Annotated in this window: 18 protein-coding genes, 1 tRNA gene and 1 pseudogene; 12 read left to right on the plus strand and 8 right to left on the minus strand. The window is 70.5% G+C overall.

The genetic code is table 11. The features are described from left to right. The first annotated feature begins 41 nt into the window (after positions 1 to 41). The 10 genes from F4562_RS16960 (at position 42) to F4562_RS17005 (ending at position 7,262) form a co-directional block, all read left to right on the plus strand. Complete coding sequence (locus tag F4562_RS16960) at positions 42 to 452, plus strand: hypothetical protein (protein ID WP_246473458.1); 411 nt, start codon at positions 42 to 44, stop codon at positions 450 to 452. Continuing rightward, positions 449 to 751 carry a hypothetical protein gene (locus F4562_RS16965; protein ID WP_184854777.1) on the plus strand — a complete coding sequence of 101 codons (303 nt, stop codon included), beginning with the start codon at positions 449 to 451 and terminating at the stop codon, positions 749 to 751. The genes F4562_RS16960 and F4562_RS16965 overlap by 4 nt, the downstream gene beginning before the upstream one ends. Before the next feature lie 119 nt (positions 752 to 870). Further along, positions 871 to 1,587, plus strand: a complete 717-nt coding sequence (locus tag F4562_RS16970; protein ID WP_184547448.1) for a GntR family transcriptional regulator — start codon at positions 871 to 873, stop codon at positions 1,585 to 1,587. A 121-nt stretch (positions 1,588 to 1,708) separates the two neighbouring features. Beyond that, positions 1,709 to 2,143 (plus strand): plasmid replication, integration and excision activator, encoded by a 435-nt coding sequence (locus F4562_RS16975; RefSeq protein ID WP_184547446.1) that lies wholly within the window; start codon positions 1,709 to 1,711, stop codon positions 2,141 to 2,143. Then, on the plus strand, positions 2,140 to 2,457 hold the full coding sequence (locus tag F4562_RS16980) for a hypothetical protein (RefSeq protein WP_184547444.1): 318 nt from the start codon (positions 2,140 to 2,142) through the stop codon (positions 2,455 to 2,457). The genes F4562_RS16975 and F4562_RS16980 overlap by 4 nt, the downstream gene beginning before the upstream one ends. Positions 2,458 to 2,547: 90 nt before the next feature. Next, a complete protein-coding gene (locus tag F4562_RS16985; protein ID WP_184547442.1) occupies positions 2,548 to 3,960 on the plus strand; it encodes an FtsK/SpoIIIE domain-containing protein in 1,413 nt (470 codons plus the stop codon). Next, entirely contained in the window at positions 3,957 to 4,160 is a 204-nt protein-coding gene (locus tag F4562_RS16990; RefSeq protein ID WP_184547440.1) for a hypothetical protein, read from the plus strand. The genes F4562_RS16985 and F4562_RS16990 overlap by 4 nt, the downstream gene beginning before the upstream one ends. Continuing rightward, entirely contained in the window at positions 4,157 to 5,833 is a 1,677-nt protein-coding gene (locus tag F4562_RS16995; protein WP_184547437.1) for a replication initiator, read from the plus strand. The genes F4562_RS16990 and F4562_RS16995 overlap by 4 nt, the downstream gene beginning before the upstream one ends. Further along, positions 5,830 to 6,084, plus strand: coding sequence for a helix-turn-helix domain-containing protein (locus tag F4562_RS17000; protein ID WP_184547435.1), 255 nt, complete (start codon positions 5,830 to 5,832; stop codon positions 6,082 to 6,084). The genes F4562_RS16995 and F4562_RS17000 overlap by 4 nt, the downstream gene beginning before the upstream one ends. Then, positions 6,084 to 7,262, plus strand: coding sequence for a site-specific integrase (locus tag F4562_RS17005; protein ID WP_184547434.1), 1,179 nt, complete (start codon positions 6,084 to 6,086; stop codon positions 7,260 to 7,262). The genes F4562_RS17000 and F4562_RS17005 overlap by 1 nt, the downstream gene beginning before the upstream one ends. Before the next feature lie 56 nt (positions 7,263 to 7,318). Here the strand turns inward: F4562_RS17005 and F4562_RS17010 are convergent. The 4 genes from F4562_RS17010 to F4562_RS17020 all read right to left on the minus strand — a co-directional run bounded on the left by F4562_RS17010 (position 7,319) and on the right by F4562_RS17020 (position 9,186). Further along, positions 7,319 to 7,394 (minus strand) — tRNA-Ala (locus F4562_RS17010). 223 nt (positions 7,395 to 7,617) lie between these two features. Continuing rightward, positions 7,618 to 8,355, minus strand: coding sequence for an HAD family hydrolase (locus F4562_RS17015; RefSeq protein WP_184547432.1), 738 nt, complete (start codon positions 8,353 to 8,355; stop codon positions 7,618 to 7,620). 29 nt (positions 8,356 to 8,384) lie between these two features. Further along, entirely contained in the window at positions 8,385 to 8,504 is a 120-nt protein-coding gene (locus F4562_RS35020; protein ID WP_208802288.1) for a DLW-39 family protein, read from the minus strand. 397 nt (positions 8,505 to 8,901) lie between these two features. Then, positions 8,902 to 9,186 (minus strand): GNAT family N-acetyltransferase, encoded by a 285-nt coding sequence (locus F4562_RS17020; protein ID WP_184547430.1) that lies wholly within the window; start codon positions 9,184 to 9,186, stop codon positions 8,902 to 8,904. Positions 9,187 to 9,741: 555 nt separating this feature from the next. Between F4562_RS17020 and F4562_RS36370 the strand changes: the two genes are divergently transcribed. Together F4562_RS36370 and F4562_RS36665 are read left to right on the plus strand one after the other, a co-directional pair. Further along, the gene (locus F4562_RS36370; protein ID WP_184547426.1) at positions 9,742 to 10,104 is read left to right on the plus strand and encodes an STAS domain-containing protein; all 363 of its coding nucleotides are present in this window, start codon (positions 9,742 to 9,744) and stop codon (positions 10,102 to 10,104) included. Between the two features lie 359 nt (positions 10,105 to 10,463). Further along, positions 10,464 to 10,682, plus strand: a pseudogene (locus F4562_RS36665) (ATP-binding protein); the annotation flags it as partial. Between the two features lie 251 nt (positions 10,683 to 10,933). On the opposite strand, the gene F4562_RS17035 reads toward F4562_RS36665, so the two are convergent. The 4 genes from F4562_RS17035 to F4562_RS17050 all read right to left on the minus strand — a co-directional run bounded on the left by F4562_RS17035 (position 10,934) and on the right by F4562_RS17050 (position 15,504). Then, positions 10,934 to 12,256, minus strand: a complete 1,323-nt coding sequence (locus F4562_RS17035) for an MFS transporter (RefSeq protein ID WP_311734263.1) — start codon at positions 12,254 to 12,256, stop codon at positions 10,934 to 10,936. 160 nt (positions 12,257 to 12,416) lie between these two features. Then, positions 12,417 to 12,992 carry a GNAT family N-acetyltransferase gene (locus F4562_RS17040; protein WP_184547424.1) on the minus strand — a complete coding sequence of 192 codons (576 nt, stop codon included), beginning with the start codon at positions 12,990 to 12,992 and terminating at the stop codon, positions 12,417 to 12,419. Beyond that, complete coding sequence (locus F4562_RS17045; protein WP_184547422.1) at positions 12,989 to 14,602, minus strand: ABC transporter ATP-binding protein; 1,614 nt, start codon at positions 14,600 to 14,602, stop codon at positions 12,989 to 12,991. Before F4562_RS17045 ends, F4562_RS17040 begins: the two co-directional genes overlap by 4 nt. Next, positions 14,599 to 15,504, minus strand: coding sequence for an ABC transporter permease (locus F4562_RS17050; protein ID WP_246473460.1), 906 nt, complete (start codon positions 15,502 to 15,504; stop codon positions 14,599 to 14,601). The genes F4562_RS17045 and F4562_RS17050 overlap by 4 nt, the downstream gene beginning before the upstream one ends. Position 15,505: the final 1 nt, after the last annotated feature.

The following is a 15,505-nucleotide window of genomic DNA, read 5'->3' on the forward strand; positions in this document are numbered from 1 at the left end:
TGGTATAGGAGCGGTGAGTTCACGCAGACATTCTTTCCGGCATGACAACGCCGGTTAAGTGCGAGGAATGCGACGGGCGCGGCTGGAAGATCGTCACTCGCCGGGGGTGCGTGGCGGCCACGGTCCTGCGCATGGAGACGTCCTCCCGTGAGGACTGCCTGTACTGCGATGGCGCGGAACAGGTTATCGAGATGTTCGAGTGGGAGGTCTTCCTCTCCGCGAACGGCACCGACCAGCTCGGGCCGTGCGGGACCAGTTCGAGTCAGGCCGCGTCGATGGATGACCTCAGGATGGCCCTGCGCCGTCTGGCCGCGAACACGGGAGCGTGGGGACGGATCACGCATCGGCTCTACGACTTCGGCACCGTCCCCGACGACTGGTCCCGGCGGGTGATCTTCAAGGCGACGGTGGATCCGGCCGGATCGGTGCGCTTCGAACGGGTCGCCTCGTGAGCAGGCAGGCCGGGATTCAGGGCGCGTCGTGCTCGGCTCCGCACCTGGCGCCACCGCAACCGGCGCATGTGCCGCTGACGTGGTCGGCGCTGCGCCGCTTCGAGCGGGTGCGGGTGGTGGCCTGGACCTGCCATGAGCACCGGGTGACGTTCTATGAGCTGTGCCAGGCCGGCGGGCTGGCCTTCATCCGGCGCACCAGCACCGGCAAGGGCAAGGCGCTGGTGGCGCAGAGCGAGGCGTGGCGGTGCCGGGAGGCCGAGGCCGTATGGGGCGCCCTGCTGTCCGGGACCGCCCGGTAACCAGTCGGTTCGCCAGTAGGCAGTCCGGCTTATGGGCCTGAGGGCAGAGCCCTGACAGGTGCCTTCTCAGCCAGTACTGTGCTTGTGCAGACGAGTGCAAGAGTGATCGGGCGGTTGACATGAGCATGGACTTCGCTCCGCCGAAGTATGCCCAGGTGATGACGGCGATCCAGCAACGGATCCAGGCCGGCGAGTACGCGCCGGGAGACATGCTGCCGTCCGAGACCCAGTTGGTGCGGGAGTTCGGGGTGGGCCGCACCACGGTGGTGCGCGCGTTGCAGACCTTGGCCATGCAGGGCTGGATCGAGCGCGAGCACGGGCGCGGCTCGTTCGTCAAAGGCCGGCCGGAGAGTTCCCCGGATCGGGTTCGGCCGGGGCTGGGCGTGGCCGAACAGGCCGAGAGCGCTGAGCAGGCGATTGAGGTGCATCGCCTGGCGGCGCCGCGGCACATCGCCCGGTTGCTGGGTGTGGCAGAGCGTACTCCGGTGCTCGCCCGCCAGCGGGTGGCCCGCCAAGGGGACCGGGTGGCGGCGGTGGAAACCCTGTGGTTCCCGTTGGAGGTCGCCCTCGGCACCGACCTCGACAGGCCCGACCCGCTCCGGTACGGGGTGCGCCAGCATCTCCAAGCGGTCAAGCATCTGCGCTTCGATCACGTCACCGAGCGGCTGACCGCGCGTGCCCCCTCTGAGGAGGAGACCGACCTGCTCGGCTCGGCCAAGCCGGTGCTCGGGGTGGTCTCGACGGTGCATGACGCAGCCGGCACGGTGCTGCTGGTGGTGGAGGCGGCGCTGCCCGGTGACCTGCATGAGCTTCAGGATGTGTATCCGGTGAGCTGAGCTGTCCTCCCACTCGCCCCGCTCATTCACTTGTGCGGACGAGTGGGGTTCAGCTACTCTCAACTCAATCGGACAAGTGGACGTCCGGATGTCGGGCGTCCTTGTGAAAGGAACTACTGCCATGGCCATCCACGGCCCCATCCCCGTCACCTTCGAGCAGGTCTTCCCGCACGGCTGCTACATCGTCGGCGAGGTCGAGCAGGTCAAGGACTTCGACGCCTCCTCCGGCGGGCGCACCGTGTTCGCCAAGGACAAGACCACCGGCGAACTCATCTGGCAGGTCGCCGTGATGGACGCCGACCCCGGTGTCAAGGCCGGGCAGAAGACCGTCTCGGTCAAGCTCCTGTCGGCGGTGCAGCCGGTCGTCCCGCCGGCGCTGCCGGGGCTGCCGTTCGTGCCGGTCGAGTTCGACGGCATGACCGTCACCCCCTACGTCGCGCAGAACACCGGCCGCCTGGCCTACTCCATCCGCGCCACCGCCCTGCGCGCTCCCCGCACCACCGGCACGGCGGGACCGGCCAAGCAGAACGGCGCGGTCAAGGAGGCCGCGGCGTGACCGAGCCCGTCCCCTATACGTTCGTCACCGCGTCGATCGACGAGGCCGGCACCCGGCTCGGCATCTCCTTTCGCACCTCCGACCTGGCGGTCAGCGTGCTGGGCGCCGACCGGCACCGGCCGACCCTGGACATCTCCGGCCTCCAGGCGCGGGTGTCGATCTCCACCACCGGCGGCGGCCCGGTCACCGACCAGGACCTCACGCTCGCCCGGCAGCTCGCCGACGCCGCCGCCCGCTATCTGGCGGTGTGCGAGCGCCTGCACGCCGACCAGTCGGTCACCTCGGTCGCCCGGCCCGGCGAGGCCGCGGCCTGACCACGTAAGCGGGGCCGCCAGAAGCGGCAACTTCCGGCGGCCCCTCCACTCTCCCTCGCACGCGAATCCAAGGAAGAAGGCACCAGCCTAATGTTCAAGAAGCTGCCCGGGGACGAGGCGCAGCACCTCGTCACCACCACCCCCGACACCGCCGTGGTGTTCCGCCCGGCCGTGCTGCACACCCCGGCCATCATCACCGTCCTCATCTTCACCTGGCGACTGCTGGCCGGGCTGATCCGGGTCATCTGGCGCCACCCCATCGCCGCGATCGTCGTCGCCGTGCCCGTGGTGACCTGGGCCCTGTACGGCTGGCCATGGGGCCTGGGCCTGGTCGCCCTGGTCCTCGTCGGCCTCACCGCCTGGTTCTTTCTCGCGCGCGCCTCGTTCCTGCGCTGGGTGGGCTGGCGGCTGCTGGCCTTCTGGCGCCGGATCTGGGTGTACCGGCGGCACTGGCAACCCGTCATGATCGTCTCCGGCCTCGGGCGGCGCATCCACGGCCGCGACTACCTGCCCCGCCTGGTCCACGTCACCTGCACCTCGTGGGCCGACCTGGTCACCGTGCGGATGCTCACCGGCCAGTGCGTCAAGGACTGGGCCGACCGCGTCGACCACCTCGCGCACGGCTTCGGCGCCACCTCCTGCCGGGTGTCCATCGCGCGGGCCGGATGGCTGCTGCTCATCATCCCCCGCCATGACCCGCTGGCCACCCCCTTACCGGCCGTCCCGATCCCGGACGAGGCGACGGTCGGGCCGGTGGAGATCGGCCGCTGCGAGGACGGCACACCATGGAAGCTCAAGGTCCACGGCACCCACGTCCTGGTGGCCGGCGCCACCGGCGCGGGCAAGGGCTCCATCATCTGGTCGACCATCCGCGGTCTCCTCCCTGCCGTCCGCGCGGGCCTAGTCCAGATCTGGGCCCTGGACCCGAAACGGATGGAACTGTCCTTCGGCCGGACCCTGTTCGGCGACCGGTACGCGGCCACCCCGGACGCCTGCGCGGACCTGCTGGAGGCCGCAGTGGCGGTCATGCAGGAGCGGGCCGACCGCTTCGCCGGCCTCCAGCGCACCCACACCCCCACCACCGAGGACCCGTTCGTCCTGGTCGTCGTCGACGAGGTCGCGTTCCTGACCGCCTACCAGTCCGACAAAGGTCTGAAGCTCCGCATCTCCGCCGCGCTGGCCACCCTCACCACCCAGGGCCGCGCGGTCGGCGTCGGCGTGCTGGCCGCCCTCCAGGACCCGCGCAAGGACGTGCTCAGCATCCGCAACCTGTTCCCCGACAAGATCGCCCTGCGCCTCGATGAGTCCGAGCAGGTGGACATGGTGCTCGGCGACGGCGCCCGGGACCGGGGCGCGCTGGCCGACCACATCTCCCCCATCCCCGCCCAAGGCGCCGGCGTGGCCTATGTGCGGCTGGAAACCTCCCCGGATCCGATCCGGGTGCGCGCGGCCTACGTGTCCGACGCCGACATCCGCGCCATGGCCGAGGCGGTGACCGCGTGAGGGTCTGCTTCCACGGCACCGACGAAGAGATCACCCGCATCTGCGAGCGGCCCGTCCTGGCCCTGCTCGGACCGCGCCGCACACAACGCGTGGTGGCCTTCGAACTGTCCGACGTCTCCATCACCACCGACCCCTACGGCACCCTCTACCGGCTGACCGCCGACCTGACCGAAGTGCACCGCGAGGAGGGAGGCGAATGAACACCACGACGACCGACCGCCACCGGCCGCGGGCCGAACGGCAGAAGATGCCGGTCGCCCTGGACGTCGCGGTGGAGATCGCCAAGCACAACGGGGTGTGCGTCCGCCCGATCGTGCTGCGCCGCCTGGACGTCCGCACCGGGCGCAGCGAGGACGTCAACGTCCCGTGCGGCGCCACCCGGGAGACCAAATGCCCCTCCTGCGCCAAGCGCAACCGCTACCTGCGCATGGCTCAGTGCCGCGAAGGCTGGCACCTCGACCACGAGCCCGTCACCGAACCGGACCCCTCCACCGATGAACAGCGGTGGCTGATCGAGTTTCGCGCCGACGTGCAGGCCAAGCGGGATGCGGCCGACCGCGACGGCACACCCGAGGAGGTCGCCGACTGGGACGCGGCCATCGCGGCGATCGACGCCGAGATCACCGCGGCCGGCATGCGTGGCACCCTGTCCGGCCGCACGGCGTCCCGGCGCTCGCGTTCGACCCGGCGCCGTCAGGACGCTCCGGATCTGCCCAGGCGGGCCATGAGCCCCACCACCCTGGGGCGGGCCTTCCCCGGCACCGACGGGAAGGTCTACCGGCCGTCGATGTTCCTCACCCTCACCCTGCCCTCCTACGGACGCATCCGGGCCGGCCAAGGCGTGCCGGTCGACCCGGCCACCTACGACTACCGGCGGGCCGCCCGCGACGCGCTGCACTTCGCCAAGCTGGTCGACCGGTTCGTGCAGAACCTCCGCCGCGTCGCGGGCTACGACGTGCAGTACTTCGCCACCGTCGAACCACAGAAACGCCTCGCCCCGCACCTGCACATGGCGGTGCGCGGCACCCTCCCGCGCGCCGAGATCAAGGCCATTGCCGCGGCCACCTATCACCAGGTGTGGTGGCCCGCCGTCGACGAGGTGAAGTTCGAGGGCGAACACCTGCCGGTCTGGGCACCGCGGGCCGACCTGCCCGACGGCACGGCCTATCCGGACGGCCAAGACGGCGACTACCTCGACCCGGCCACGGGCGAGATCCTGCCCACCTGGGACCAAGCCCTCGACCACCTCGACGCCGACGCCGACGCCGAACCGCTGCACGTGCTCCGCTTCGGCGACCAGATCGACGTCCAAGGCGTGCTCGCCGGCACCCCGGACGCCGACCAGTGCATCCGCTACCTGTCCAAGTACCTGACCAAATCCCTCGGCGAGAGCCTCGACACCGACGACCCCGCCCGCCGCGACCACGCCGCCCGCCTCGTCGAAGCCCTCCGCTACGAACCCTGCTCGCCGGCCTGCCCGAACTGGCTGCGCTACGGCATCCAGCCCAAGGGCGCCAAACCCGGGATTGTCCCGGGCCGGTGCAAGGGCAAGGCCCACAAGCCCGACCACCTCGGCTACGCCGGCCGCCGGGTGCTGGTCTCGCGTAAGTGGTCGAACAAGACCCTGGCCGAGCACAAGCGCGACCGGCGCGCCTGGGTCCTGCACGCCCTCGGCCTGACCGACGACCCCACCGCCAACGACCCGCACCGCTACCTCTGGAAACCCGTCCCGGCCGGCGACGGCGACGTCCCCTCACTGGCCCTGCGGCTGCTGCGCATGGTCGCCGACCGCCAACGCTGGCGAGCGACCCTCCTCGCCCTACAGGAGAAAGCCACCGGACACGATCTTTCGGCAACGGGGAGGGCCGCATGACCAGGAAGATCACGCAGACCCCGGTCCTCCCCGAACTGGCGCAAGGACGGCTTCTCACCGTCGAGCAGGCGGCCGAACGGCTGAACACCTCGGTCCGCTTCCCACGCCGTCTGATCGCGGAGCGACGCATCACCTTCGTCCACGTCGGACGCAACGTCCGCATACCGGAAGCAGCTCTGGACGCCTTCATCGCCGCCGGGGTCGTCGAGCCGATCACCTCCGCCACGCTCAGAAAGGGACGGGTCGCCTGATGGCCAACAAGGAAGGTCGTCGCCGTTTCGGCAGTATCCGCAAGAGGGAGTCAGGACGGTTCCAGATCCGCTATCCCGGCCCGGACGGGAGCATGAGGACCGGTGCCACGACCTACGCGACCAAGACCGAAGCGGACCGCGCTCTGACACTGATCGAGGCGCAGATCATCTCGGGAGAGTGGACGGACCCCGACCGCGGCAAGGTCCTGCTCGCCGACTACTCGGAGGCGTGGATCAGGGAGCGGCCGAACCTGCGGCCCAAGACGGTTGAGGGCTACACCTGGCTGCGGAAGCGCCACATCGTGCCGGGCCTGGGTGGGGTTCCGGTCGGCAAGCTCACTCCGCAGATGGTCCGTGCCTGGCGGGCTGACCTCCTGGCGGACGGCGTGTCGGTCTCCGTCGCGGCCAAGGTGTACCGGCTGCTTCGGGCGGTCCTCACGACGGCGGTGGAGGAGGACAAGATGCTCGCGCGGAACCCGTGCCGGATCAAGGGCGCCGACAACGAGCAGACGCCGGAGCGGCCGGTCCTCACCGTGGCACAGGTCTTCGAGCTGTCCGACCGGATGGCCGACCGGCGGTTCCGGGCGCTGGTCCTGCTGGCCACCTTCGCCAGCCTGCGCTGGGGTGAGGTCACCGCGCTGCGCCGCTCGGACGTCGACCTCGCCGCTCGGACGGTTCGGGTCCGGGAACAGCTCCTCGAACTGGAAGGGGGAGAGATGGTGCTCAGCCCTCCCAAGTCGCGGGCGGGCCGGCGGATCGTCGGCATCCCCTCGGTGATCGTCCCGGCGCTCGCCGATCACCTGGCGGAGTTCGTCGCCGACGCGCCGGACGCCTTCATGTTCCTCGGCAAACGCGGCGGGTTCCTGCGGGGCAACAACTTCCGGCGTGAGGCCAGGTGGGCGGACGCGCTCAAGGAGATGGGCGTCACCGGCCTGCACTTCCACGACCTGCGGCACACGGGCAACACCCTCGCCGCGCAGTCAGGGGCGAGCCTCGCCGACCTCAAGGCGCGGATGGGACACGACAGCGACCGGGCGGCGCTGATCTACCAGCACGCCACCCGCGACGCGGACCAGCGGATCGCCGACGCGCTGAGCGCTCGCGTCAAGGCGGAGCAGCGCAAGGCGAAGAAGACACGGAAGCAGCAGGACGGCGGCGCTGGTGGGATCGTCGGCTAATGGCCCGCTGATGGCCCGGACGCCTCACATCGAAATCGGATGTGGGGCGTTTTGGCTGGTGGAGCCTAGGAGATTCGAACTCCTGACATCCTGCTTGCAAAGCAGGCGCTCTGCCAACTGAGCTAAGGCCCCCGAATCCAAGCCTGCGAGTGAGGGATATCCCCGCACGGCTTGCTTCAGTCGTACACCGTAGCAACAGGACCCGCTTCGACGCCACTCGGAAACCTCGGGGCGACGGGTCGTATCGGATCGGGCGGGTTCACCGGCGGGGTGAGGGGATCCGCGTGAGGGGATCCGCTGTGCACGCGGGTGAAGCAGATCTCTCGCAGCTCTCGGACCGAGGTAGGCCGGGGCCTCAGTGGGTGGAGGCGCCTACGGGGGTCCCGGCCGGTACGCCGCCGAGGACGAGCTCGGGGAGGCCGGCGACGGAGTCGAGGATGTGGGTGGCGCCGCCCTTCAGGAGACGCTCTCTGCTGTGTGCTCCGGTGAGGAGACCGGCGATCACCGATGCGCCTGCCCGCCGCCCGCAGAGCATGTCGCTCTCGGAGCCGCCGGCGACCGCGACCTGGCGGACGTCCGCGATGCCGAGACGCAGGACCGCACTGAGGACCATGTCGGGCATGGGGCGCCCACGCCCGGCGTCTTCGGGGCAGAGGGCGAGATCGACCTTGTCGGACCAGCTCAGAGCGGACAGCACGCGGCCGAGTGTGGCCCGGCTGAACCCGGTGATGAGGCAGATCTTGACACCCGCGCCGCGGAGCTTGTCGAGCGCCTCGACGGTACCGGGCAGCGGGACCAGACCCGAGCGCTCGACGGCCCCTTCGAAGGAACGCTCGAAGGTCAGGTTGGCCGCCTGCGCCTGAGCCTCGTTGTCCGGGAAGATGCCCCGGAATATATCGATCTTGGGGCAGCCCCGGGACCGGTGCACGTGCACCATGGCACGCGCGTACGCACCGGTCCCGGGCACGATGCCCTGCGTGGCGATCGCCTCGGCGAACGCCCGTTCGATCATGGCGATATCACCGATCGTGGTGCCTGCCAGATCCAGACAGGCAAGCCTGATGGGCGTTACTCCATCTTGGGCAAGGACCATGAAAGCACCCGAATCGGTAGCCGCGTCGATCAGTTCTCGCTGCCGGTGGCCTCAGTCCACAGGTCGAGCTCGGCTCGGTCGGCCTGCACCTTGCGCCAGACCAACAGCCCCCCGACGGCGACGAGCGCCAGAACGAGCAACTTCTTCACGGTGTGACCCCACTTCTCGACAGTCTCACCTGCCGGGGTGAGACAACGCCCGGTTCCAATGGTGCCTTGCAGCCTAGCAAGGGATCGGACACTGATCCGGTCAGCTCGAACGGCTGAACCGGCCGATCTACGCTTACCAGGTAATTCTTCATTATCATCCCGTACGGCTCGTGGTCCGACGATCACGATCCGCCGTGGAACCGGCCACAGGACCGGTCCCGTTCTCACGATAGCTCGCGTAATGACCGACTCACGCGTCAGACGACGGCCAGATGCCCGCACCGGAGGCCACCCGGTTCGGCTGATCCGCTCTGACCAGCGGATCCGTCCTGCCGCTCGGGCGGGGTGGTGCCGGATATCACCTGACTCGATCGGTATGGATGACGAATCGGAGTTTTCAGGCGTCCGCGACCAGGTCCGAGTAGTCGGGGTGGCGGGCGATCCAGCCCTTCACGAACCAGCAGCGCGGTACCACCTTCACGCCTTCCGCGCGGGCCGCGTCGAGCGCCGCGCGGGCGAGCGCGGCACCCACTCCGTTGCCCTCGTACTCCGGGTGGACCTCGGTGTGCGGATAGATGATGACACCGTCCCGCCGGACGAGTTCCAGCAGCCCTATCTGCCTGCCGTCCACCTCCGCCACATAACGATCACCATCGGGGGAGAGCTTGACATCCACCTGCATGGGTTTCTCCTTTGCCGGGCCGCCCTACGGCGGCATCCGGGTCAGCCGTTGCGGTCCGGGGCCGGTTCGCCTCCCGGTCCGAGATTGGTTCGCCTCCCGCTCCGGAGTCGGTTCGCCTCCCGGAACGGGATCGGTTCGCCTCCCGCTCCAGGGCTGGTTCACGTCCCGGAACGGGATCGGTTCGCCTCCCGGTCCGGGGCTGGTTCACGTCCCGGAACGGGGCCCGGCGCGGTCCGCGGACGGCCGGACGGTCCCCGGTCCTTCCCACTGTGGCGCATGCGGCCCGTAGGGTGCGCGGAGACGTGCGACCGGAAAGAGCGAGTGATTACTCCTAAGTTGTACCTTGAGAAGGTATCTGGAGTAATTCGGCGACCAAATGCTGACAGTGATGGCGAGGGCGGCGGTCCGCACCCGTGTGCGGGCTTCCGAACGGAAGGACGTGATCGGGTCGCTTCTCACCGGTCCTCTCGCCGGACCCCGGCGACGGCCCCGGTCGTGCTTGCCGCCCACCGTCCCCGGCCCTTCCGTCCTCCGACTCCCCGCAGAGGTGCACCCGTGAGCACTGCCGTCCATGTGACCCGCGTTCTCGAGCCTGTTGTGGAGAACACCGTTCTCCTGGCTCTGGCCGGCGAGCTCGACTATGACAACGCCACACGATTCGACCACGACACACACGAGGCGATCGCCGAGCACCACGGCGACGTGGTGATCGACCTTACGGACCTCAGCTTCTGTGACTCGACCGGGATGCAGATCCTCCTGAAGGTCCGCAGAGCCGTGCACGACCGCGGCGGACGGCTCATCCTGGTCAACCCGCACTCCCGCGTGGCCAGACTCCTGCATCTGACCGGGCTGATCCAGGCATTCGAGGTGCGTCCCACTCTCGCCGAGGCTGCCGAGGCCCTGCACGCCACCTGAGTCGGGCGACCCCCTCTCCGCCTCGATCATCGAATCAACATGATCATGAAATGTCGGCTTCGGGGTTTCGCGGAACTCACGCCCAGCTCACGGGCCCTGATAACACCGCGAAAACGGGCAAGCGAACATCTCATGAGCCTGCAGAGTCGTAAGTTAGCAAGGAGCGGGCAGGTGTCCTGCATCGTGTAACTCATCAGCAACGCCCTGGTCCCGGAGTCAGTCGGCCCGCTTCCCGACGACGGCCGGGCAGGGGTGCCAAGGAGGGTGTCGTGAGCGCCGACCACGGCCGACAGTGGCCGATCGACGATGATCTCACCGCACTGCGAGAACGTCTCCAGCGCTACGCGGCTCAGGCCGGCATGCGGGGCGAGCGCCTGGACGACCTGCTCCTGGCCGCCAACGAGGCGGTCATCAACGTCCTGGAGCACGGTGGCGGCAAGGGAACCCTGAGCATCCGGCGGACCGCCACCTCCCTGATCGTCGATATCACCGACACCGTCGGCCGTCTGGCCGCCGAGCGGATCCCGCGGGAGAGGCCGACGGGCACCGTCCGGGGGTTCGGACTGTGGCTGATGAGCCAGTTGTGCGACGAGTTCACCATCCAGCAGGCGGAGAAGGGGTCACGCGTTCGGTTGCGCATGCTCCTGTCCTCGCCGGCACCCCGGGAAGTCACCCCGCACGCGGACGGCTCCACACCGGAGGCCCCGAGCCGGGACGGTGACCGCGCCGGTGCCCCGCACATGACGACCGGCCCTTGGGAGAACACTCCGCACGCGGACGGCTCTGCACCGGAGGCCCCGAGCCGGGACGGTGACCGCGCCGGCGGCTCTCAGGACGGCACGGCCTTGGGGGCGGCCTCCGGAACGACGCTCGGGGCGTCGGCCGGGACGGGTTCCGAAGGGGCGTCCTCAGTGCCGTCGAGGACCGTTTCCGGGGCACGCAGGTTACGGACCCCCGGAGAGAGCAGCGCGGCCAGGGAGGAGAGGACGACGAGCGCGGCGCACCCCAGGAGCGCGGGCTCCGGTCCGACCGCGATCGCCAGCGGCCCGGCCACCATCAGACCGACCGGGCCGAGCATCAACGACCCCAGGGCGTCGTAGGAACTGACCCGCGACAGGGACTCCGGCGGGATCTCCCGCTGCATGGTGGTGCTCCACAACACACCGAAGACGTCGAAGCAGACGCCCATCACGACCGCCCCGAGGACGATCGCCCACAGCGGGGCCCCTGAACCGAGCAGCACGTACGGAAGGGCCGTGGGCACGGTGAGGATCGTGGCGAACAGGATGGGGCGGCGGGGACGCAGTCGCAGCGCGACGAAGACACCGCCGATCATGCCGACCGCCTCCCCCGCCAGGACCGCCGCCCAGGCGCCCGCCCCGCCCAGGCTCTCGGTGGCGACCAGCGGTCCGAGCACGCCGTGCGCGGCCTGCACCGCCATCACCAGCACGGAGAACTGCGCGACGACCACCCAGAGCCACTGCCTGGAGACGAACTCCCGCCAGCCGCCCCGCAGGTCGGCCAGGACCGAGTGGCTTTCACTGGCGGAGCGTTCCGCCGGGGTGAGGCGGATCCCGGCGACGAGCACGGCCGCCGTCGCGAACATGGCGCCGCTGACGGCGAGCGACCAGCCCCCGCCGAGCGCGACCACCGCGCCTCCGCTCAGCACGAGCCCCGCGACACGCGCGCTGTTGCCGCCCAGCCCGAGCAGCGCGTTGGCGGTCTGCAACCGCTCGGCCGGGACGACGTCGGGGATGATGCCGGTCAGCGCGGGATACAGGACCGCCATGCCCACGCCGGTCAGCGCCGCCGCCACCGCCAACGCGGGCAGCGGGGTCCACCCGGTGAGCATCATCGCGGCCAGGGAGGAGAACGCCGCCGCGTTGAGCACCTCACCGGCCATCATGACCCGGTGCCGAGGCAACCTGTCGGCGATCACACCGCCCACGAGCATGAACACCACCATCGGCAGCGCCTCGGCGGTGAGCACGATCGACAGCGTCGTGGGCGTCGCCCCAGGGAGGCCGAGGATGCCGAAAGCCAGCGCGACCGGGGCGAAGGAACTGCCCAGCATCGAGATGGTCCGCGCGGCGAGCAGCAGGGTGAAACGGCGATCCCGGAACATGTCGAGATCGCGGCGATAGTCGTGCACCTGCCGGCTCCTCACTGGATTCTCCCGAAAGACCCATGGTGCCGTCGCACCGTCATGGCGTCGAATGAATATCCGGCCGGACACCCGACACGCGCACATGAACAACCAGCCGGACACCCGACACGCGCACATGAACGACCAGCCGGGTGCCCGACGGGGGTTACGAGCGCGCCTGGAGTGCTCCGGACGTGTCGGCGGTGTCCCGGAACCCGTCCAGCGGGATCTCGAAGTGGATGGTCTGGAAGTGCTCGTGGTCGCCGTCGCGGGCGTCGTGGACCTCCGTGGCCATCGACCTCCAGAACGCCTCCGCCCCCTCCACCCGGGTGTCGGTGTGCAGGTAGAGGGCCTCGTACCCGGCGGTGTCGGCCACGAAGCGGCAGGCGAGCCGGACCATGGCCCCGGCCAGTCCCTGACGGCGGTGCTCGGGCCGTACGTAGACGCGGAAGAGCTGGGCGGTGGTCTCCGCCGGGTAGCGGTCGGCGAGGAAGCGGGGGTGCGGCGGGCACGAGGGACCTCCTGCCCGGACCGCGGTGGTTGCGACGACCTCGCCCCCCTTGGTCGCCACGAAGAGGGCGTGCCTGGCCGGACGCAGGTAGGTGCCGTCGAGGTCGATGACGTCCCGGTGCCACACCGGGTGGTAGCCGTGGCCGAACTCCCGGTAGAAGGTGTCCAGCATGACGCTGCGCGCGCCTTCGAGGTGCTCGGCCTCGGCCGGGTGGACGTCGTAGGGGCTCATGCTCTGTTCTCCTGGTAGACGTGTGGATCAAGGAGGTTGCGGGTCAGCGGGTGACGGGGCCGGTCGAGGACGTGCGCGGCGGCACCCTCCTCCGCGACCCGGCCCTCTGAGAGGATCACGACATGGTCCGCGAGCCGGGCGACGACACCCATGTCATGGCTGATCAGTACGAGGGTCAGACCGAACGCGCGGCGGAGCTCGTCGAGCAGGTCGAGGACACCGGCCTGGGTGACCATGTCCAGGCCGGAGGTGATCTCGTCGCAGACGAGGACGTCGGGGGAGGCGAGCAGCGCGCGGGCGAGCGCCGCGCGCTGGAGCTCCCCACCGGACAGCTGCCCGGGCCGGCGGGCCGCCGATTCCGCGTCGAGCCCGACCCGCCGGAGCATCTCCAGTGCCGCGTCCCGCGCCTCCTGCGGGCTCAGGCCGCGCAACCGCACCGCGGTCCGGCTCACCTGGCCGACCACCGTCCGGTTGTGGTCGAAGGAGGCGTGCGCGTCCTGGAAGACGTACTGCACGCGGGCGATGTCCTCGCGACGCCGGCGCGACAGCGACCGGCCGAGTGGCCTCCCGTCCAGCAGGACTTCTCCCGCCGCAGGTTCGTGCAACCCCGCGATGCAGCGCGCCAGGGTGGTCTTGCCGCTGCCCGAGCGCCCGACCAGCGCCAGGCACCGCCCGGTGGCCACCCGCAGTGACACCTCGTGCAGCACGGTGGCCGAGCGGTGTCCTGCGGTCAGCCCCTCCACCGCCAGCCGGGCCGGACCGCGAGAAGGCCCAGGACCGGGGGGAGACCCGGGGCCGGGAGGAGATCCAGGACCGGGAGAGGGGTCCGGGGTGGGAGAAGGGCTCGGGATGGGAGAGGGGCCCGCGTCGGGAGGAGACGCCGGGCCGGGAGGCGGGCTCACCGGGAGCCGCGCGGCGAGCAGCCGCCGGGTGTAGTCGTGCCGGGGCCGGGTGAGCACCTCCCGGGCCGGGCCGCTCTCCACCGCCCGGCCGCCGGACAGAACGACGACGTGGTCGGCGAGCGCGGCCACCACGTCCAGGTCGTGGCTGAGCAGCACCACGGCGAGGCCCGCGCGGGCGAGACCCTTCAGCTCGTCGATGACCTCCCGCTTGGTGATGGCGTCCTGACCGGTGGTGGGCTCGTCCGCCACGATCGCCGATGGTGCCACCAGGAGGGTCTGGGCGAGCACCAGGCGCTGCTGCTGTCCGCCGGAGAGCTGGTGCGGGTAGCGGCGGAGCAGGTCCTCGCCCGCGGGCAGCTCCGCCCGGCGGAGGGCGGACGAGATCCGTTCCGCCTCGTGCCGCCGCGCTGTCTCGCCCTCCCCGTGCCTCCTGGCGATCTCACGCAGGACCGCGCCGATGCGGCGGACCGGGTTGAGCACCGATGCGGGATGCTGGGGCAGGTAGCCCACGGTGCCGGTCACCTCGACCGTCCCGGACACGACCACTCCGGGGGCGTGCTCGCCGAGCAACGCCCTGCCGATCGTGGTCTTGCCGCTGCCCGAGGCGCCGACCAGGGCGAGCACCTGGCCGGGGCCGAGTTCGAAGGAGACGCCGTCGACCAGCGTGCTGCCGCCCGCCTCGGCGCGGAGCTCCGCGACGCGGATCACGTGACCTCCTCCTCGCGGCGCCGCTGCACCCCGTCGAACAACAGGTTCAGCCCGACCGACAACATGACGAGGAGCAGGGCCGGTACGACCACCGCCCAGGGCTGGAGGAACATGCCGGTGCGGTTCCGGTCGACCATCACCGCCCAGTCGGTGGCGTCCGGGGGCACGCCGACGCCGAGGAAACTCGCCGTCGCGACGAGATAGAGCGCGCCGACGACGCGGACGCCCAGGTCGGCCAGGAGCGTACGGAGCATCGACCGGCCCACATAACCGACGGCCCGCCGCCACCACGTCTCACCCTGGAGCAGCATCGCCTCCATGGCGGGCCTGGTGGCGACCTCCAGGGCCGCCGCGCGGGACACGCGGGCCACCTCCGGCATGCTGATCACGGCGACGATGACGATCAGGGTGAGCGGTCCGGGTGGCGCGGTCGCGGCCAGCAGGATGAGCAACAGCAGCGAGGGGATCGCCAGCAGCAGGTCCAGGGGCCGCATCAGCAACTCGTCGAGCCAGCGGCGCCGGGTCATCGCGGCCAGCATCCCCAGTGGCGTGCCGACGAGGTAGGCCAGGGCGGTGGCGGCCAGCGCGACCGTCACGACGGTCCTGCCCCCGGCGAGCACCTGCTCCCCCACGTCGCGTCCGACGAAGTCCGTTCCCAGGAGGGAGCCGGAGCCGAACGGGACGCCGCGGGGGCTCGGCTCCCCCGCCAGCAGCGGGCCGGCGAGGGCGAGCACCGTGGGCACGCCCAGCAGCACTCCGATCGACACCCACCGGAGCACCGGTCGCACACGACGCTCCGGCTTCCCGCCACCCCGCTCCGGGTTCACGTCCCGCTCCGGCTCCACGTCCTTCCACGCCGCCCTCATGTCCCGCCCGGGGACCGTGCCAGACTCCGGGCTCATG

Origin of the sequence: Streptosporangium becharense, assembly GCF_014204985.1 — a bacterium.
In the GTDB taxonomy this organism is placed as follows: Bacteria; Actinomycetota; Actinomycetes; order Streptosporangiales; family Streptosporangiaceae; genus Streptosporangium; species Streptosporangium becharense.